Origin of the sequence: Pseudomonas sp. xss_4, from assembly GCF_043104125.1 — a bacterium.
GTDB classification, from domain to species: domain Bacteria; phylum Pseudomonadota; class Gammaproteobacteria; order Pseudomonadales; family Pseudomonadaceae; genus Aquipseudomonas; species Aquipseudomonas parafulva_B.
In genome coordinates, this window is record NZ_JBICKJ010000096.1 from 1 (window position 1) to 18,079 (window position 18,079).

Annotated in this window: 17 protein-coding genes and 1 pseudogene; 11 read left to right on the forward strand and 7 right to left on the reverse strand. The window is 61.6% G+C overall.

The features are described 5' to 3' along the window. Positions 1 to 308 (forward strand): hypothetical protein (locus ACF8GB_RS21600; protein ID WP_392527624.1); only part of this gene is annotated, 308 nt, incomplete at its 5' end. Between the two features lie 66 nt (positions 309 to 374). Here ACF8GB_RS21600 and ACF8GB_RS21605 read toward each other — a convergent pair. Together ACF8GB_RS21605 and ACF8GB_RS21610 are read right to left on the reverse strand one after the other, a co-directional pair. Next, positions 375 to 1,868, reverse strand: a complete 1,494-nt coding sequence (locus ACF8GB_RS21605; RefSeq protein WP_392527625.1) for a CoA-acylating methylmalonate-semialdehyde dehydrogenase — start codon at positions 1,866 to 1,868, stop codon at positions 375 to 377. Between the two features lie 69 nt (positions 1,869 to 1,937). After that, positions 1,938 to 3,284: an aspartate aminotransferase family protein gene (locus ACF8GB_RS21610; protein ID WP_058638387.1), complete on the reverse strand. Its 1,347-nt coding sequence runs from the start codon at positions 3,282 to 3,284 to the stop codon at positions 1,938 to 1,940. A gap of 115 nt (positions 3,285 to 3,399) precedes the next feature. Between ACF8GB_RS21610 and ACF8GB_RS21615 the strand changes: the two genes are divergently transcribed. The 5 genes from ACF8GB_RS21615 (at position 3,400) to ACF8GB_RS21635 (ending at position 7,771) form a co-directional block, all read left to right on the forward strand. Beyond that, positions 3,400 to 4,320 carry a LysR family transcriptional regulator gene (locus ACF8GB_RS21615; RefSeq protein ID WP_178091277.1) on the forward strand — a complete coding sequence of 307 codons (921 nt, stop codon included), beginning with the start codon at positions 3,400 to 3,402 and terminating at the stop codon, positions 4,318 to 4,320. 90 nt (positions 4,321 to 4,410) lie between these two features. Continuing rightward, positions 4,411 to 5,073, forward strand: coding sequence for a TetR/AcrR family transcriptional regulator (locus tag ACF8GB_RS21620; protein ID WP_023535181.1), 663 nt, complete (start codon positions 4,411 to 4,413; stop codon positions 5,071 to 5,073). A gap of 9 nt (positions 5,074 to 5,082) precedes the next feature. Further along, on the forward strand, positions 5,083 to 5,667 hold the full coding sequence (locus ACF8GB_RS21625; RefSeq protein WP_145256332.1) for a YigZ family protein: 585 nt from the start codon (positions 5,083 to 5,085) through the stop codon (positions 5,665 to 5,667). 384 nt (positions 5,668 to 6,051) lie between these two features. Next, a complete protein-coding gene (locus ACF8GB_RS21630; protein WP_392475758.1) occupies positions 6,052 to 6,738 on the forward strand; it encodes an SDR family oxidoreductase in 687 nt (228 codons plus the stop codon). 85 nt (positions 6,739 to 6,823) lie between these two features. Then, complete coding sequence (locus tag ACF8GB_RS21635) at positions 6,824 to 7,771, forward strand: adenosine deaminase (RefSeq protein ID WP_058638390.1); 948 nt, start codon at positions 6,824 to 6,826, stop codon at positions 7,769 to 7,771. A 5-nt stretch (positions 7,772 to 7,776) separates the two neighbouring features. Here the strand turns inward: ACF8GB_RS21635 and ACF8GB_RS21640 are convergent, their stop codons facing one another. The 3 genes from ACF8GB_RS21640 to ACF8GB_RS21650 form a co-directional block, all read right to left on the reverse strand. Next, positions 7,777 to 8,490 (reverse strand): helix-turn-helix transcriptional regulator, encoded by a 714-nt coding sequence (locus tag ACF8GB_RS21640; protein ID WP_058605269.1) that lies wholly within the window; start codon positions 8,488 to 8,490, stop codon positions 7,777 to 7,779. A gap of 344 nt (positions 8,491 to 8,834) precedes the next feature. After that, on the reverse strand, positions 8,835 to 10,016 hold the full coding sequence (locus ACF8GB_RS21645) for a multidrug effflux MFS transporter (RefSeq protein WP_392527626.1): 1,182 nt from the start codon (positions 10,014 to 10,016) through the stop codon (positions 8,835 to 8,837). 99 nt (positions 10,017 to 10,115) lie between these two features. Next, complete coding sequence (locus ACF8GB_RS21650; protein WP_058638393.1) at positions 10,116 to 10,313, reverse strand: heavy-metal-associated domain-containing protein; 198 nt, start codon at positions 10,311 to 10,313, stop codon at positions 10,116 to 10,118. A gap of 137 nt (positions 10,314 to 10,450) precedes the next feature. On the opposite strand from ACF8GB_RS21650, the gene ACF8GB_RS21655 reads away from it, so the two are divergent. From ACF8GB_RS21655 to ACF8GB_RS21675, 5 genes and pseudogenes are all read left to right on the forward strand, one after another. Next, a complete protein-coding gene (locus ACF8GB_RS21655) occupies positions 10,451 to 10,837 on the forward strand; it encodes a hypothetical protein (RefSeq protein WP_058638394.1) in 387 nt (128 codons plus the stop codon). A gap of 51 nt (positions 10,838 to 10,888) precedes the next feature. Then, complete coding sequence (locus ACF8GB_RS21660) at positions 10,889 to 13,285, forward strand: heavy metal translocating P-type ATPase (RefSeq protein ID WP_392527627.1); 2,397 nt, start codon at positions 10,889 to 10,891, stop codon at positions 13,283 to 13,285. Beyond that, a complete protein-coding gene (gene cueR, locus ACF8GB_RS21665; RefSeq protein ID WP_196121721.1) occupies positions 13,282 to 13,692 on the forward strand; it encodes a Cu(I)-responsive transcriptional regulator in 411 nt (136 codons plus the stop codon). The genes ACF8GB_RS21660 and cueR overlap by 4 nt, the downstream gene beginning before the upstream one ends. A gap of 375 nt (positions 13,693 to 14,067) precedes the next feature. Next, positions 14,068 to 14,955 (forward strand): annotated as a pseudogene (locus ACF8GB_RS21670) (sensor histidine kinase); the annotation flags it as partial. Between the two features lie 129 nt (positions 14,956 to 15,084). Further along, complete coding sequence (locus ACF8GB_RS21675; RefSeq protein ID WP_392527643.1) at positions 15,085 to 15,813, forward strand: methyl-accepting chemotaxis protein; 729 nt, start codon at positions 15,085 to 15,087, stop codon at positions 15,811 to 15,813. 69 nt (positions 15,814 to 15,882) lie between these two features. Here ACF8GB_RS21675 and ACF8GB_RS21680 read toward each other — a convergent pair whose 3' ends face one another. Together ACF8GB_RS21680 and ACF8GB_RS21685 are read right to left on the reverse strand one after the other, a co-directional pair. After that, positions 15,883 to 16,662 (reverse strand): helix-turn-helix transcriptional regulator, encoded by a 780-nt coding sequence (locus tag ACF8GB_RS21680; protein WP_058638398.1) that lies wholly within the window; start codon positions 16,660 to 16,662, stop codon positions 15,883 to 15,885. 107 nt (positions 16,663 to 16,769) lie between these two features. After that, positions 16,770 to 18,047: an acetyl-CoA C-acetyltransferase gene (locus ACF8GB_RS21685; RefSeq protein ID WP_058638402.1), complete on the reverse strand. Its 1,278-nt coding sequence runs from the start codon at positions 18,045 to 18,047 to the stop codon at positions 16,770 to 16,772. Positions 18,048 to 18,079 lie beyond the last annotated feature (32 nt).

Below are 18,079 nucleotides of genomic sequence, written 5' to 3' on the forward strand. Positions count from 1 at the left end.
TTTATTTTGAAGTTTGTTTCGAGAAACTCGTTCAACTTCAAACACTTGACTCGCTTCGATCTCTCGTAGCGGGAGGCGAATTCTACAGCGTTTCAACACGCTGTCAACCTTCTTCTCAACCGCTGCCGATCTGTTCGATCGTAGCCCTTACAGCACCACCCGAACTAGCTAACCCATTGAATCTCAAGGAGTTTCGCGTTCCGATGTCGCTGGAAGTGGGGCGCATTATAAGGGGATTCGAAACCGCGTCAACCTTTAATTTCATGTATTTGAAATATTCTGGCCGTGGGCTGGGAAGGCGCCGCTGATGGATGAAGCACTACCTTATATAGAAGAAGGAGGCCACATGGCCTCCTTGCTCCCCAACAGCACGCTTACAAACTAGGGAATGCGAACTGCGATGCTTCATGGCTGGCCCGCTGCGGCCAGCGTTGAGTAATGGCCTTGCGCCGTGTGTAGAACCTCACGCCGTCTGGCCCGTAGGCATGCAGATCACCAAACAGCGAACGCTTCCAACCGCCGAAGCTGTGATAGGCCACAGGGACCGGCAGCGGAACGTTCACCCCTACCATGCCTACCTCGATTTCATCGCAGAACAACCGCGCCGCTTCACCGTCACGGGTAAAAATGCAGGTACCGTTGCCGTACTCGTGATCATTGATCAGTTGCATGGCCTGCTCAAGGCTGTCGACCCGTACTACACACAACACCGGCCCGAAGATCTCTTCCTTGTAGATGCGCATCTGCGGGGTCACCCTGTCGAACAAGGTGCCGCCGACGAAATAGCCCTCTTCATTACCCGACACGCTCAAGCCGCGCCCGTCCACCACGAGCCTGGCGCCCGCCGCTACGCCTTCATTGATGTAGCCAACCACCTTGTCGCGAGCCGCCGCCGTGACCAGCGGCCCCATGTCCAGGCCGCACGACGTGCCCGCACCGATCTTCAGTGCCTTGATTTGCGGCTCAAGCTTGGCAATGAGCGCATCGGCCACCTGGTCACCCACGCACACCGCGACCGAAATGGCCATGCAGCGCTCACCGCACGAACCATAGGCAGCCCCCATCAGCGCACTGACGGCATTGTCCAGGTCGGCATCGGGCATCAGCACTGCATGGTTCTTCGCGCCGCCCAGTGCCTGGACGCGCTTGCCACGCTTGGTACCCTCAGCGTAGATGTACTCGGCAATTGGCGTAGAACCCACGAAGCTCAACGCCTTGACCTCCGGCGCCTCGATCAGGGCATCCACCGCTTCCTTGTCACCGTGCACCACATTGAGGATGCCTTTGGGCAAGCCCGCTTCCAGCAACAGCTGGGCGATGAACAGCGTCGAGCTGGGGTCACGCTCCGACGGCTTGAGGATGAATGCGTTGCCGCACGCGATTGCCAGTGGATACATCCACAGTGGCACCATCGCCGGGAAGTTGAATGGCGTGATCCCCGCTACTACCCCCAGCGGTTGAAAGTCGGACCAGGCGTCGATGTTGGGGCCCACGTTTCGGCTGTACTCGCCCTTGAGCAATTCAGGTGCAGCGCAGGCGAACTCGACGTTCTCGATACCACGCTTCAACTCCCCGGCAGCGTCTTCCAGGGTCTTGCCATGCTCCTCGCTAATCATTTGTGCGATTCGCGCTTCGTTCTGCTCGAGCAGTTGCTTGAAACGGAACATGACTTGGGCGCGCTTGGCCGGCGGGGTATTGCGCCAGGCCGGGAACGCGACCTTGGCAGCATCGATGGCTTGCTGCACGGTCGCACGACTGGCCAGTTCGACCTTGCGAATGGCCTGGCCAGTGGAGGGGTTGAACACATCGGCGGTGCGCTCGCCCTTGGTAACCAAGTCACCGTTGATCAGGTGCTGAACAATGCTCATGTAACACTCCAGATAGAAAAAGGCGTGGCAGGCGTGTGTGCGACAGGCGCCTGCCTTGAACGCAGGAAATCAGTCGATCAGGTTCAGCGTCTCGCCCACGGCATCGAACAGACGGTCCAGCTCTTCAGGTTTGGTGTTGAAGGTTGGGCCGAACTGCAAGGTGTCGCCGCCGAATCGCACATAGAAGCCCGCTTTCCACAGTTTCATCGCCGCTTCATAAGGGCGCACGATGGCGTCTCCGTCCCGGGCGGCGATCTGGATGGCGCCTGCCAGGCCAAAGTTGCGGATATCGACGATGTTCTTGGTGCCTTTGACGCCGTGCAGCAGGTTCTCAAAATGCGGCGCCAGGTCTGCAGCGGACTGTACGAGGTTTTCCTTCTGCAGCAGATCCAGCGCAGCAAGCCCTGCCGCACAGGCGACCGGGTGTGCAGAGTAGGTATAGCCATGGGGGAATTCCACGGCATAGTCCGGCGTCGGCTGGTTCATGAACGTGTGGTAGATCTCGCTGCTGGCAACCACCGCCCCCATGGGGATCGCCCCGTTGGTCACCTGCTTGGCGATGCACATCAGGTCAGGCGTAACGCCAAAGGCCTCGGCGCCGGTCATCGCGCCCATGCGGCCGAAGCCGGTGATCACTTCGTCGAAGATCAGCAGGATATTGTGCTGGGTGCAGATTTCACGTAGACGCTTGAGGTAACCCTTGGGCGGCGGCAGCACGCCGGCCGAACCTGCCAGCGGCTCGACGATCACCGCTGCAATATTGGATGCATCGTGCAGCTCGATCAGCTTGAGCATCTCGTCAGCCAGCGCAATGCCGCCTTCCTCCGGCAGGCCCTTGGTGAACGCGTTGACCGGCAATACGGTGTGCGGCAGATGATCGACGTCCAGCAACTGCCCGAACATCTTGCGGTTGCCGTTGACGCCGCCCAGGCTGGTACCGGCGATGTTAACCCCGTGGTAGCCACGGGCGCGGCCAATGATCTTGGTCTTGGTGGCCTGGCCTTTCAGGCGCCAGTAGGCGCGCACCATCTTCAAGGCCGTATCGGCACATTCGGAGCCTGAGTTGGTGTAGAACACATGGTTCAGGTCACCCGGCGTCAGTTCGGCAATCTTTTCAGCCAGCTGGAAGGACAGCGGGTGCCCGAACTGAAACCCCGGCGAGTAGTCAAGGGTGCCGATCTGGCGCGACACCGCCTCGGTGATTTCCTTGCGGGTATGGCCCGCGCCACATGTCCACAACCCGGACAGGGCATCGAAGATCCTGCGCCCCTTGTCGTCCACCAGATGATTGCCATCGGCCGCCACGATCAGCCGAGGATCGCGCTGGAAATTGCGGTTGGCGGTATAGGGCATCCAGTGCGCATCCAGCTTGAGCTGGCTGGCGATACCGGCAGGCGCGGTTTGGAGCATGTTCATCGGCGGTTCCTCGGAAGACGATTAGGCAACGATGGATGTTGTTGCAGCTAACTTGGCACGGCGATAAAGTCTGAAAAAGCCTGCATTTCTAACCTTTACACAGGCCACGACTAAACTGATGAGCCGACGCCCCGATCCGCTTGCACAAGTCAGCGACTTCGATATTCGCCTGTTGAAAATCTACCGCAGCGTGGTGGAATGTGGCGGGTTTTCTGCCGCAGAAAACGTGCTGGGTATCGGGCGATCGGCTATCAGTCAGCAGATGAACGATCTTGAACAGCGTCTGGGCTTGCGCTTGTGCCAGCGCGGGCGTGCAGGGTTCTCGCTGACCGAGGAAGGCCGGGAGGTCTATCACTCGGCGCTGCAACTGCTCAGCGCGCTGGAAACCTTCCGCACCGAAGTCAACGGCCTGCACCAGCATTTGCGCGGCGAGTTGAACATAGGCCTGACCGACAACCTCGTCACCTTGCCTCATATGCGCATTACCCATGCGCTGGCTGAACTCAAGGACCGGGGTCCGGACGTGCGTATCCAGATCCGCATGATCGCACCCAGCCAGGTGGAGCACGGTGTTCTCGATGGCAGTCTGCATGTGGGCGTCGTCCCCCAGACCAGCCCGTTGTCGGGGCTGGAATATCAACCGCTGTATAGCGAACGCTCGCTGCTGTACTGCGCCGTCGGTCATCCGCTGTTCTACGCCGATGACGATCTGCTCGACGATGAACGCCTCAATCGCCAGGAGGCCATTGCCCCGACCTTCCGCTTGCCTGCCGAAATCCAGGCGCACTACCAGGTGCTCAACTGCACGGCCAGCGCGTCGGATCGCGAAGGCATGGCGTTCCTGATCCTGACAGGGCGCTACATGGGTTACCTGCCTGATCACTACGCTGCGCTCTGGGTCCAGCAAGGACGACTACGAGCGCTCAAGCCCCAGCAACGCTTCTATGACCTGAGCTTGAGCTGGGTGACGCGAAAAGGCAGACGGCCCAACCTGGTGCTTGAGAGTTTTCTGGAAAGTCTGGCTGCGACACGTTGATGCCACTCTCTGCCGCCAATGCTTGTTACTTTGCCGTGGGAAGGTAATCTTGTCCTACAGACGCAGCCATCCCCCTGCACGGAATCGTTCATGACATTAGAAGTCCCTGCGCACCGCCTATCCGCCTCCGGCAAACCCGCAGGCCGTATCCGACAGAAAAATGAACAGGCCATCATCAAGGCCGCCGAAGACGAGTTCGCCCGTCATGGCTTCAAGGGCACCAGCATGAACACCATCGCCCTCAAGGCGGGGCTGCCCAAAGCCAACCTGCATTATTACTTCACCAACAAGCTGGGCCTGTACATTGCCGTACTCAGCAACATCATCGAGCTATGGGACAGCACCTTCAACGCCTTGAGCGTCGAGGACGACCCGGGCGAGGCGCTTAGCCGGTACATTCGCACGAAGATGGAGTTCTCCAGGCGCAACCCGCAGGCGTCGCGAATCTTCGCCATGGAAGTGATCAGCGGCGGCTCCTGCCTGACCGAGTACTTCAGCGCTGACTACCGCGAGTGGTTCCGGGGCCGGGCGGCAGTGTTCCAAGCTTGGATGGATGCAGGCAAGATGGACCCTGTCGACCCGGTCCACCTGATCTTCCTGCTGTGGGGCAGCACCCAGCACTACGCCGATTTCGCCACCCAGATCTGCCAGGTGACCGGTCGCAGCCGGTTGACCAAGCAAGATATGGAAGATGCCAGCACCAACCTTATCCACATCATTCTCAAAGGATGCGGCATCGCGCCAGTTGCCTGACCGACATTTATGCCTTCTACCCTGCTCGACCTCTGCGAATTCCGCGAGGACATTCGCAAAAGCCGCTTCATTACCCTGGCCGGGCCCATCGCCAGTGCCAGCGATGCCATGAGCTTCATCGAGCGTCACAGCGACCCCGACGCCACCCACAATTGCTGGGCATGGAAAATCGGGCCCCAATACCGCAGCAGCGACGACGGCGAACCTGGCGGCACGGCCGGCCGCCCGATTCTGTCAGCCATCGAGGCACAGGACTGCGATCAGGTGGTGGTGCTGGTCATCCGCTGGTACGGTGGCATTCAGCTTGGTACCGGCGGATTGGCCAGGGCATACGGCGGCGGCGCCAACAAATGCCTGCAACAGGCCCCCAAGCGCCTGCTGGTACAACGCAGCGAGTTCACTTGCAGTTGTGCATTCAGCGAATTGGCGCTGGTGAAACTGCGGGTCGCCGACGTCCAGGGTCTGGTGCTTGAAGAGCACTTCACCGCCAACGGTGTAGACCTGAAGATTGCCTTCGAAGATGTCCACAGGCTGCCTCTGCAACAACAATTGGCAGACCTGAGCCGCGGCCGAATCCTGCTGGCAAGTTGCTGAGTGTTGCCCACAGCAACTGTGGGCCTGGCTGTGGATAAGCTTGGGGCATACGCCTAGAGCCCAATGAGCATGCCCCCTCCATAGATTTGATCAAATTTTGACCAAGGTTACGAAATCGGCAGTTTCAGTTAAGCCAGCCTAAGTTATCCCCATGCGCAGGCGGTCATGCGGCCAGATGACTGCGGTTTGCACACATTAATTGTGGAGCAGCCTGTGGATAACCCGTGAGTGAAACGACAGGGCACCTGTTGCACAAGGCCGCGCCGAGGGTTGCTCATTTTTCAAGCAGCAGGGCGACGCAGTGCAACGTCACAAATGGCCGGGCACACCCAGGCGTCCTATGAATTATGCTCACAGGCTCTAACAACCCTATGGAGCACGCTCATGGCCGATTCAAAAACCGCTCTGATCATCGGGGCCTCCCGCGGCCTGGGATTGGGCCTGGTCAACCGCCTGTACGAAGACGGGTGGAAGGTCACTGCCACAGTACGCAATCCGCAAAAACCAGGCGCTCTTGCTGATGTTCCGGGCGTGCGTATCGAACAGCTGGAAATGAATGACCCAGCCCAACTCGACACCCTGGCTGAGCGCCTGACCGGGCAGTTATTCGACCTGGTATTCATCAACGCAGGTGTCATGGGCCCTCTCCCACAGGATGTGGAAAACGTTACGCACCAAGAAATTGGTGATCTGTTCATGACCAATGTCGTTGCACCGATTCGTGTCGCACGCCGTCTGGTTGAACATGTACGCGAACAGACCGGTGTACTCGCCTTCATGAGTTCCATTCTGGGCAGTGTCGCAGTGCCTGATGGCGGGGAGATCTGCTTGTACAAGGCCAGCAAGGCTGCCCTGAACTCCATGATCAACAGTTTTGTGGTGGCCCAGCCGCGCCATGACCTGTGCGTATTGGCCATGCATCCAGGATGGGTAAAAACCGACATGGGCGGAGAAAACGCGGAGATCGACGTGCTGACCAGCACCCGTGGCATGCTTGAGCAGATCAAGGCCCAAAGTGGAACGGCGGGCCTTCGCTTCATCAACTACAAGGGCGAACCCTTGGTCTGGTGATTGGGCAGGTTGCCGCCATTGGGGCGCACGGCCAGGCCTGGCCCTGTAGAATGGCGGCAACCGTACCTGATTGAGATCACCTTATATGTATGACTGGTTGAACGCCCTGCCCAAGGCCGAACTGCACCTGCACCTTGAAGGCTCCCTGGAACCCGAGCTGCTGTTCGCCCTGGCCGAGCGCAACAAGATTGCTCTGCCCTGGGCTGATGTCGAGACGTTGCGCGGTGCGTACGCCTTCAACAACCTGCAGGAGTTTCTCGACCTGTACTACCAGGGCGCCGACGTTCTGCGCACCGAACAGGACTTCTACGACCTCACATGGGCTTACCTACAGCGTTGCAAAGCGCAGAATGTGATTCACACCGAGCCCTTCTTCGATCCACAGACACACACCGACCGCGGCATTCCTTTTGAAGTGGTGCTCAATGGCATCAACCAGGCACTCAAGGATGGCCGTGACCAGTTGGGCATCAGCAGCGGCCTGATCCTGAGCTTCCTTCGCCACCTGAGCGAAGACGAAGCCCAAAATACGTTGGACCAGGCCCTGCCGTTTCGCGATGCGTTCATTGCCGTTGGGCTGGACAGTTCCGAAATGGGCCACCCACCCAGCAAGTTCCAACGTGTGTTCGACAGGGCACGCAGCGAAGGCTTTGTGGCCGTTGCGCATGCCGGCGAGGAAGGCCCGCCTGAGTACATCTGGCAAGCGCTGGACCTGCTCCAGATCAAACGTATCGATCACGGCGTGCGCGCCATCGAAGACGAGCGCCTGATGCAGCGCATCATCGACGAGCAGATTCCCTTGACCGTGTGCCCATTGTCCAACACCAAGCTGTGCGTGTTCGACCACATGAGCCAACACAACATTCTCGACATGTTGGAAAAAGGCGTAAAAGTCACCGTCAACTCAGACGACCCAGCCTATTTCGGGGGCTACGTGACGGAAAACTTCCATGCCCTGCACACTCACCTGGGAATGACCCAAGACCAGGCTCGCCGGCTTGCCCAGAACAGCCTGGATGCGCGCCTGGTCTGACGCACTCAGCCCACCTGCAGCGTCTCGACCCGGGCGATGCGATTGATCTGCTGGATACCCAGCGGTGATATGTGCAGCGCCCGGGTATCCTCGGCCTCGCGTATCCATCCCGATTGCAGGAACAGGCGGAACAGCGCCTGGCCCAGAACGCCCCCCAGGTGCGGCTCCATGTCATGCCACTCGGTGCAGCGGCACATCGTGCATGCTCTGGGCTGATGTGGTGCCAACGCATCGATGTATACGCCAAGGCTAGCCAGTTGCGCCCGCCCCTCATCGCTGACCACCAACTGCCGCCCACAACCATCCAGCCATCCGGCCACTACCAGGCGGTGGTAGAGTTCGGCCGCAAGCTCACCGCCCAAGTGATCGCCGCACCGTCTGGCGCGTCGCACGGACATGGGCAATGTAGGGCGCGGCGTGTGGGCATGACGATTTCTTGCCTGTTCGAGCTGCACGCTGGCAAGGGCCTCCACAGCGGCGCCCACCTGAGGCGTTGCCAGGCGGAAATAACGTTTGCGCCCCCGGGCCTCATGCCGAAGCAGACCCGCTGAAGAAAGCAGCGAAAGGTGTGCACAAGCCGATGAGGCGCTTAGCCCGGTCATGATGGCCAACTCATTGGCCAGGCGGGGTGTGCCATCGATCAAGGCCCATAACATGGCACTGCGCTTGGGGTCGGCCATCAGGCTGGCGATCTGGCTGATGCTGCTGGCTGCGTTCATGTCCCTGTGACTCCCTGCAAATTCACTGTGTAGATGCGATGGCCGACCCTGGCCCACGAACGCCCTCGCTCGCGCTGGCCTGGCTCGTCAGTATAAGCCGCACCTGGAGCCACCCTGGCGCCACTGCCAGGCCTCGTTGTCGCAAAAATGCCACTGGGTAGGGCTACCCTTTGCAGGAGGCTTCTTCAGCGGCATGTTCGCAAAGCAGCCTGTATCTCGGCGGTTTGACAGAAAAAATGGCTCAGCATGGGATGAGTCAAGGCATATCGCTTATTGCGAATTCGGAAGATGCCCACAGCCGTCTTCACCAAATAGCGCAGATATTATCGAAGGTTCTTCATGCCTCACACCGAGCGCCTCGATTGCAGGCGCCGCGTCAACAGCGCAACCGTTACCACCAGCGCCCCGCACAGGCTCATCACCAACGCCATGGGCACCGCGCTGCCATCGTGCAGTACACCCACCAACGCCGCGGCCCCTGCGGCAACACTGAACTGCACGCAGCCCATCAAGGCAGAAGCGCTGCCCGCCCGAGCGCCTTGCCCGCTCATGGCACAAGCAGAGGCATTGGGCAGAATGAACCCCAGGCTCGCGATGCACACGAACAGCGGTACCAATAGCGGCCAGAGCGCTGCGGGCTTGAACGCCGCCATGCTCAGCAATGTCAGGCCTGCTATCAGGTACACCCATACCGCACGGCTCAGCAGCCAAGCGGGCCCGCGTTTGGCCAGCAGGCGGGCGTTCACCTGAGCCATCAGGATGAACCCCGCAGCATTGGCACCGAAGAACCAGCCGTAATGCTCGGCAGGTACCCCGTACAACTTGATGAACACGAACGGCGAGCCTGCGATGTAGGCGAACATGCCGGCAATGGCGATACCGCCCGTCAAGGCGTGCCCCAGGAACACGCGGTCGGCGAGCAGGCGCAGGTACTGACGCAAAGCGCCTGACAATGGCTGCCGGGGAATATGATCAGGCATGCTTTCAGGCAGCCCAAGGCTGACGGCGAGCAGGCAGCCGGCACTGAACAGGCTCAGGGACAGGAATATGAACTGCCACCCAACATGGTTGACCAACACGCCGCCCAGCATAGGCGCAAGGATCGGCGCCAAACCCATGACAAGCACCAGCTGGGAGAACACTTTGGCCGAAGCCACCGGGTCGCACTTGTCGCTGACGATCGCCCGCGACAGCACCATACCCGCGCAGCCGCCCAGTGCCTGGACAAAGCGCGCCAGGATCAGGGTGTCTAGGTTGGGCGCATAGGCGCAGGCCAGCGATGCCAGGGTAAAAAGCGCCACGCCGAACAGCAATGGCTTGCGCCGACCGGAACGGTCAGCCACCGGGCCATAGAGCAACTGCCCGATGGACAGCCCGAGAAAGTAGGCGGCCAGGGTAGTCTGGACGTGTTTTTCATCAGTGGCGAACGCCTGGGCTATCGCCGGAAAGGCAGGCAGATAGAAGTCGATCGCCAAAGGCCCGAACGCACTGAGTGCGCCCAGGATAAGGACCATTCGCAGGTTCATCGGGAATCCATAGCAAGCTAACAAAGTTGCACATTCTACCTGCTGTGGACCCCGTCCTGCGCAAAACAATCCAACAATCGCGTTACCTGGCTCGAGCGCTTATGCAATCTCGGCCTGGTAACCCTCTTCCTGGATGGCCGCCCGTATCTGCGCCGGGTTAGCACTGCTGTCGACGCGGACCTGCTTCTTTGCCAAGTCGACATCGACCTTGGCAGCGCCATCTAGGGCTTGGACGGCTTGGGTAACCGCCTTCACGCAATGGCCACAGGTCATGCCTTCTACCGAGAATACGTGCATGGGAATACCTCCTCTGGGTTTTCAGCGAGTTTCAAGCTTGCCATGGGGGCAAGGTCAAGCGTGCGTGTCTGGAGGTGGCAATTCGCGTCCACCTCGGCCAAGCTGCGACTTTGAAACAGGCAAGCAGGAGAGTGTTCATGTTCAGGACAGCAATGGGCTTCATCGGGCTGCTGGGTGCGCTCGCGGCGGTGCCGCCGGCCATCGCCGAGGACAACTCGGCCTACAGCGTGCTGATCATTTCCCGCGAACGGCTTGAAGTGGCCACCAGTTGCGAGATCGGTGTCTACCTGAACGATCAACTGTCGGGGCGCCTGTTCCAGGAACAGTCCACGTCGTTCAACCTGCCTGCGGGCCCTGTCGATGTGCGTCTGCGCCTGCTGCCTGGGCAGACACCCGGTTGCGCCCCGGGCCTTGAAGATCAACGTAGCACCCGGTTGAACCTGCAAGCCGGGCAGATCAACAAGTACCGCATCGCGATGGGCCAGTATGGGATGGAGCTCAAGCGAACGCCGTTGGACTATTGACCTTCCCCGCATGGCAAGGTTGATGCTGGCAGCGTGCCCAAGGAGGAAATCATGTCCACGCCCGTCACTTATCACCTGCCCGTCTCCGGCATGACCTGCGCCAGCTGCGCTGGCCGAGTGGAACGCGCCTTGCGCAAGGTCACCGGCGCAGAACACGTCACCGTCAACCTTGCCAACGAGCAGGCCCGTGTGCAGGCGCCGGCCGATAGCCTGGATGCACTGGTCAACGCTGTACACGCAGCCGGTTACGCGGTGCCCAGCCATACGGTGGAATTGCAGATCGCCGGCATGACCTGCGCCAGCTGCGTCGGCCGGGTCGAGCGTGCGCTGGCCAAGGTGCAGGGGGTTCTCAAGGTCAGCGTCAATCTGGCCAACGAACGTGCCCACCTGAATGTCCTCGATGGCGTTCAGGATGCGGCGCTGATCGATGCGATAGGGCAAGCCGGTTACCACGCCAGCCTGCCGCACGCATCCGAAAGTGAACAGGCGACGACCCAACGCCGCTTGCGCCGGGAACGCCTTGCAGTCGCCGCGGCGCTGCTGCTGGCTTTTCCCCTGGTGTTGCCCATGCTGGTACAACCGTTGGGCCTGCACTGGATGCTGCCGGCCTGGGCGCAGTTTCTGCTGGCAACGCCGGTGCAGTTCATCCTGGGCGCCCGCTTCTATGTGGCGGCCTGGAAAGCCGTGCGTGCGCGCAGCGGCAACATGGACCTGCTGGTTGCCCTCGGTACCAGTGCCGGTTACGGCTTGAGTCTTTATCAATGGGCCAACGCGCCATCGGGTAGCACACCCCACCTCTACTTCGAAGCCAGTGCAGTGGTCATCGCCCTGGTCATGCTGGGCAAGTACCTGGAAAGCCGTGTCAAGCGCCAGACCGCCAGTGCCATACGCGCCCTGGAAGCGCTGCGTCCCGAACGTGCGCTGAGGGTCATCGATGGCGTGGAGCAGGAGGTCGCCATCGCCCACCTGCGCGTGGGTGACCTGGTCATGGTCAAGCCTGGTGAGCGTTTTCCGGTCGACGGTATCGTCGAAGACGGCCACAGCCATGCCGATGAAGCCCTGATCAGCGGCGAAAGCCTGCCAGTCACCAAGCAACCCGGAGACAGCGTCACCGGGGGTGCGATCAACGGCGAGGGTCGGTTGCTGGTCCGCACGCAAGCGCTTGGCACAGAGACCGTCCTGGCTCGCATCATCCGCCTGGTCGAAGACGCCCAGGCTGCCAAGGCTCCCATTCAGAAACTGGTCGACCGAGTCAGCCAGGTCTTCGTGCCGGCGGTACTGATACTCGCCGCGATGACCTTGTTGGGATGGTGGCTGGCCGGTGCGCCGTTTGAAACCGCCGTGATCAATGCAGTGGCCGTTCTGGTCATCGCCTGCCCATGCGCGCTAGGGCTGGCAACGCCGGCCGCGATCATGGCGGGCACAGGCGTTGCCGCACGCCATGGCATCCTCATCAAGGATGCAGAAGCACTCGAACGCGCGCAGGCCGTCAACCGCGTCGTATTCGATAAAACAGGTACGCTCACCTCCGGCAGCCCGAAAGTGGTGCATAGCCAAGCGCTGGACGGCGACACGGACAACCTTTACCGATTGGCCGGCGCGCTTCAGCGCGGCAGTGAACACCCGCTGGCCAAAGCCGTGCTGGACGCCTGCGCCGACCGTGGCCTGCGTGTGCCCGAGGTGACCGAGAGCCAGTCCCTGACCGGCCGCGGCATTGCCGGACGTGTCGATGGGCGTGACTTGGCACTGGGCAATCGCCGCCTGCTGCAAGACCTTGGCCTGGCGCCCGGTGAACTGGCCGCATCGGCTGACGCCTGGGAAGCACAGGGGCGCACCTTGTCCTGGCTCGTCCAGAGCGGGGCCTCACCCAGCGTGCTTGGCCTGATCGCGTTCGGCGACAGCCTCAAGCCCGGGGCCGATCAGGCGGTCCAGACCCTGCGCAATCAGCACATCAGCAGCTACTTGCTCACTGGCGACAACCGGGGCAGCGCCATGGCCGTGGCGGCCGCCCTCGACATTACCGATGTCTACGCCGAGGTGCTGCCAGCGGACAAGGCCGCCACCGTGGAGGCCCTCAAGCAAGGCGGTGCCGTTGCCATGGTCGGCGATGGCGTCAACGACGCACCGGCGTTGGCGGCTGCAGACATCGGCATCGCCATGGGCGGTGGCACGGATGTGGCCATGCAGGCCGCTGGCATCACCCTGATGCGCGGTGATCCGCGGCTGGTGCCAGCAGCCCTTGAAATCAGCCGTAGAACCTACGCGAAGATTCGCCAGAACCTGTTCTGGGCGTTCATCTACAACCTCGTCGGCATCCCGCTGGCTGCCTTCGGTTACCTCAACCCGGTCATGGCCGGCGCGGCCATGGCGCTCTCCAGCGTCAGCGTGGTCAGCAATGCGCTGTTGCTCAAGGCCTGGAAGCCCGCCCTGGATCAGGAGGCACCATGAACATCGGCCAAGCGGCAGCCCGTACCGGGCTCAGCACCAAGATGATCCGCTATTACGAATCCATCGGCCTGCTCAAGCCTGCCTTGCGCAGCGACAGCGGTTATCGGATCTATCAGCCTGCGGACCTGCATGCTTTGGCCTTCATCAAACGCTCGCGCGACCTGGGGTTTTCCCTTGAGGAAGTCGGCAAGTTGCTCACCTTGTGGCAGGACCGGCAGCGAGCCAGCGCCGATGTCAAGGCACTGGCCAGCCAGCATATCGATGCGTTGAACAGGCGCATCGAGGAACTGGTTGGCCTGCGCGATACCCTGATCGAGCTGGTTTCCAGTTGCCACGGCGATGACCGCCCGGACTGTCCGATTCTCAAGGAACTGGCCAACGAAGCGCCGGGGCGCTGCTGCCGCTGAGCATTCCCGGCAGCCCCGCAACCAAGCTCATAGGGCATACCCGTCCAAACGCGACCGAATAGGCATCAATAGCGACTTCGCCCAATATTTACGGGCGTTTTCCTACATAAAATTCGGTTGCTGCCGATGCATTAGGTACCTGCCTCATGTGTCGACAACAATAATTCGGGAGCGCCGATGAGCATCAAACAGAAACTGACCTGGGCCTTTGCGATCATCGCCGCCCTGCCCATCGTGCTGGTGGCCACCTTGGTGGTACTGAACCTACGCGGCGAGGCCAGGGACGGCTTCCTCGACAGCAGCAGCCGAGAAATCCGTCAGGTCAGCAACGCGATGAACATCTTCTTCCAAGGCATCAGCCAGAACGTGGAGTACATGGCCTCGCAACCCTTGGTGGCGGCCACTGGCAACGAACTGACCAAATACATGAGCGCCACGCCGTCCTACGAACTGGGCGAGCAATCGAGCAAGATTCTGGCGTTCATGACCAGCCTGGCCAATGCCCATCCTGCCTATGCCTACCTCTCCTACGGGGTCGCCGACGGGGGCTACGTCGGCTGGCCGGCAGGGCAGAAGTTCGTCAACTACGACCCGCGTACGCGCCCTTGGTACCAGCTGGCCATGGCCAACCCCGGCAAGACCCTGCGCACCGGTGCCTACTACTGGGCCGCCGACGATGCCGTGCTGGTCAGCACCGTACGTGCCGTGGCCAACCAGCTGGGTAACCCTGGCGGCGTGGTCAACGTCGACGTTTCCATCAAAGGCCTCACCGAAATCGTCAAGCAGATCAAGCTGGGCGAGAGCGGGTACCTGCTGCTGGTCGAAAACAACGGCAATGTCCTGGTAGACCCGCGGGACACTGCGCACAACTTCAAACAACTGGCGAGCTTCGGCGACGGCTACGCCGAGCTTGCCAAGCACGGCAAGGGCCTGGCTGAGGTCGAGCTGGACGGTGTTCGCTACATGGCCAATATCTACCCGGACGAACAGTTGGGCTGGACGTTGATCGGGCTGATCGAGCAACGCGAGGTGATGCAGACCACCACCCGCCTGACCTGGCTGATCGGGATCGTCGCGCTGGTACTGGCTGCCGTGTTCGCCGTCGTGGGTGCCACGTTCGCCAAACTGATCGTGCGCCCGATCAACAGCGTCACCAATGGGCTTGAGGACATCGCCCAGGGCGAAGGGGACCTGACCCGCAACCTGGAAATCCGCGGCCGTGACGAAACTGCCCAGCTGGCGAGCTGGTTCAACCAGTTCCTGGGGGCCATTCGCAGCCTGATCCAGCACATCAGCGCCGCAGCCGGCAACATCCTCAACACCTCCACCAGCTCGACACGCGTGTCCAGCGACATGGCCGAGGCCGCCGGGCGCCAGCGTGAGGCCGTTGACATGGTGTCCACCGCCTTCCATGAAATGGTCGCCACTGCCAACGAGGTCGCGCGCTCCTGCAGCCAGGCGGCGCAGTCGGCCGACAGCGGCCAGCAGCAGGCGCGCGAAGGCCAGCAGCAGATCGATGCCGCCGTCAGCAGCGTCGACCGCCTGAGCCACGAGATCGAGCAGTCGGCGCAGTCGATCCAGCAGCTTGAGCGCGACAGCAACGCCATCCAGTCGATCCTGGGCACCATTCGCTCCATTGCCGAGCAGACCAACCTGCTGGCGCTCAACGCCGCCATCGAAGCTGCCCGTGCCGGTGAGCAAGGGCGCGGGTTCGCGGTGGTGGCCGACGAAGTACGTGCCCTGGCCAAGCGAACCGCCGACTCCACGGCCGAAATCGACGGTCTGCTGGGCAACCTGGCCGGGCGCACGGCCGAGGTGGCGGCGCAAATGCACGCCAGCCTCGAAGTTTCGCAGCAATCGGTGAGCCGTATCGGCATGGCCCGCGACAGCTTTGGGCAAATACGCGAGTCGGTGGACGTGATCCGTGACATGAACACGCAGATCGCCACGGCAGCCGAAGAGCAGCACCAGGTAGCCGAGAACATCAACCGGCACATCAGCCAGATCCACGGCGATGCCCAGCTGGTGGCGGAACTGGCCCAGGCCGCCCGCCAGGACTCCGAAAGCCTCGCCGGCCTGTCCAACGAGCTGGACTCACTGGTGCGCAGGTTCCGTACCTGACGGCAAGAGCTTCGCGAGCATCGGGCCTGCACGTTCACGGGCTCGCGCAGCGCCGCACCCGGTAAGCCGCTACAGCTTCAACTCGCCCGGCGTGGCACCGAACAGCTGCTTGAAGGCGGCGATGTAGGCGGAGGTCGAGTCGTACCCGCAGCCCAGCGCCGCGTCAGTGACCGTGTGCCCCGCCTCGAGCGCGGTCAAGGACGACAGCAAGCGCATGCGCTGGCGCCAGTTGCGAAAACTCAACCCAGTCTCGCGCTGGAACAACCGCATCAGGGTCTTTTCCGAACACCCCAGTTCGCACGCCCATTGCTGCAAGGTCTGCGGCTGATCCGGTGTAGCAATCAGGCCATTGCACAGGGCAAGCAAGCCTGGGTGTTGTGGCAGCGGCAACGAAAACGCCACTTCCGGCAACGCCTGCAATTGGTCAAGCAGCACGGCGACCAGGCGCGCCTGCGCGCTATCGCCTTCGGGGTAATGCGCAGGGTACAGGCAGAACTGCTTGATCAGCTCACGGGCCAAGGGGGTCACTTCCAGTACACGACAACGCTCCGCGGCCCACGGGCAGGCATCGCGCCGTATATAGAGGCTGCGCATTTCGGCCTGCATCGAACTGGACACGGCATGCTCGGCCTGCGCCGGTATCCACACGCCCCATTGCGGCGGGGCGAAGTAGCTGCCTTCCTGGGTATACACCCCCAGTACGCCACTGATGGCATAGGAAAACTGCACCCAGTCATGTTGATGCGACGTCGTCCACGAGCCGGCCACCAGTCGCTCGGCGCGTGCATAGAGCGGTCGAGGCAGGCAATCGAGCGTTGGAATGGGACGAGGATGTCCGATGGCAGGCATGGCGATTTCTTATCATGATGATCGGCCAAGCCTACCAGCCTAAATGCCCTCGGCGTTATCCGGCTCCATGTGCACCTTCGGTCACCCAGCCGGATGAACACCGACGCTCACCGCTCGACGATGACCGTAACGCCCTGCCCACCTGCGGCGCAGATGGAGATCAGGCCGCGTCCTTGGGGCGCCGTGGACAGCAGCTTGGCCAAGTTGGCCAGGATGCGCCCACCGGTGGCGGCAAATGGATGCCCTGCCCCAAGTGAGCTGCCCTTAACGTTCAGCCGGGAACGGTCGATCGCCCCCAGCGGCGCATCCAGCCCAAGGCGCTCCCGGCAGTACTGGGCATCCTCCCAGGCCTTGAGGGTGCACAGCACCTGGGCTGCGAATGCCTCATGGATCTCGTAGTAATCAAAATCCTGCAGCGTCAGGTTGTTGCGGGCCAGCAAGCGCGGCACCGCATACACTGGCGCCATCAGCAGGCCCTCGCGGCCATCGACGAAATCCACCGCGGCTGTTTCGCCATCGACCAGATAGGCGAGCACCGGCAGGCCATGTTGGTCTGCCCACTCCTGGGTCCCCAGCAACACCAGCGAGGCCCCATCGGTCAGCGGCGTGGAATTGCCTGCCGTCAAGGTGCCCTCATCGCTGCGGTCGAAGGCCGGTTTGAGCTTGGCCAATTGCTCCAGCGTCAAGTCGGGACGCAGGTTGTTGTCCCGGGTCAGCGACCGAAAAGGGGTCATCAAATCGTCTTGCCAACCTTCTTGGTAGGCACGTGCCAGGCATTGATGGCTACGCAGCGCCAATTCGTCCTGCTCGGCCCGGCCAATGCGCCAGGTTTTGGCCATGCGTTCGCAATGCTCGCCCATCGACAACCCGGTGCGTGGCTCGCCGTTGCGCGGCAGCGAAGGCTTGAGGTGGTGAGGCCGCAAGCCCAGGAAAGGCTTGAGGCGGTCACCCAGCGCCTTGCCCCGGTTGGCTTGCAACATCATCCGGCGCAGGCCTTCGCTCACGGCGATGGGTGCGTCGGACGTAGTGTCGACGCCGCCCGCAATGCCGCAGTCGATCTGCCCGAGGGCAATCTTGTTGGCCACCAGCAATGCCGCTTCCAACCCGGTGCCACAGGCCTGCTGAATGTCATAGGCGGGGGTCGAGGCCGACAGGCGCGAACCCAGCACGCACTCGCGCGTCAGGTTCATGTCCCGGGCATGCTTGAGTACCGCGCCTGCCACCACCTCGCCAAGGCGCAGGCCGTGCAGGCGGTAACGCTCGATGAGCCCCTCGAGTGCGGCAGTCAGCATGTCCTGGTTGCTGGCTGTGGCGTACGCACCATTGGAACGGGCGAATGGAATTCGGTTGCCGCCCAGAATAGCGACCCGGCGAAGTGAGCGCATGCGCATGTTCCTCCTGAAACAATTTGATCCGT

What these genes read in the sequence shown, in the direction of transcription:
- ACF8GB_RS21605 (WP_392527625.1), bottom strand. Translation starts at nt 1,868, where the DNA reads ATGAGCATTGTTCAGCACCTGATCAACGGTGACTTGGTTACCAAGGGC.
- ACF8GB_RS21610 (WP_058638387.1), bottom strand. Translation starts at nt 3,284, where the DNA reads ATGAACATGCTCCAAACCGCGCCTGCCGGTATCGCCAGCCAGCTCAAG.
- ACF8GB_RS21620 (WP_023535181.1), top strand. Translation starts at nt 4,411, where the DNA reads ATGACATTAGAAGTCCCTGCGCACCGCCTATCCGCCTCCGGCAAACCC.
- ACF8GB_RS21625 (WP_145256332.1), top strand. Translation starts at nt 5,083, where the DNA reads ATGCCTTCTACCCTGCTCGACCTCTGCGAATTCCGCGAGGACATTCGC.
- ACF8GB_RS21630 (WP_392475758.1), top strand. Translation starts at nt 6,052, where the DNA reads ATGGCCGATTCAAAAACCGCTCTGATCATCGGGGCCTCCCGCGGCCTG.
- ACF8GB_RS21635 (WP_058638390.1), top strand. Translation starts at nt 6,824, where the DNA reads ATGTATGACTGGTTGAACGCCCTGCCCAAGGCCGAACTGCACCTGCAC.
- ACF8GB_RS21640 (WP_058605269.1), bottom strand. Translation starts at nt 8,490, where the DNA reads ATGAACGCAGCCAGCAGCATCAGCCAGATCGCCAGCCTGATGGCCGAC.
- ACF8GB_RS21645 (WP_392527626.1), bottom strand. Translation starts at nt 10,016, where the DNA reads ATGAACCTGCGAATGGTCCTTATCCTGGGCGCACTCAGTGCGTTCGGG.
- ACF8GB_RS21650 (WP_058638393.1), bottom strand. Translation starts at nt 10,313, where the DNA reads ATGCACGTATTCTCGGTAGAAGGCATGACCTGTGGCCATTGCGTGAAG.
- ACF8GB_RS21655 (WP_058638394.1), top strand. Translation starts at nt 10,451, where the DNA reads ATGTTCAGGACAGCAATGGGCTTCATCGGGCTGCTGGGTGCGCTCGCG.
- ACF8GB_RS21660 (WP_392527627.1), top strand. Translation starts at nt 10,889, where the DNA reads ATGTCCACGCCCGTCACTTATCACCTGCCCGTCTCCGGCATGACCTGC.
- cueR (WP_196121721.1), top strand. Translation starts at nt 13,282, where the DNA reads ATGAACATCGGCCAAGCGGCAGCCCGTACCGGGCTCAGCACCAAGATG.
- ACF8GB_RS21675 (WP_392527643.1), top strand. Translation starts at nt 15,085, where the DNA reads ATGGTGTCCACCGCCTTCCATGAAATGGTCGCCACTGCCAACGAGGTC.
- ACF8GB_RS21680 (WP_058638398.1), bottom strand. Translation starts at nt 16,662, where the DNA reads ATGCCTGCCATCGGACATCCTCGTCCCATTCCAACGCTCGATTGCCTG.
- ACF8GB_RS21685 (WP_058638402.1), bottom strand. Translation starts at nt 18,047, where the DNA reads ATGCGCTCACTTCGCCGGGTCGCTATTCTGGGCGGCAACCGAATTCCA.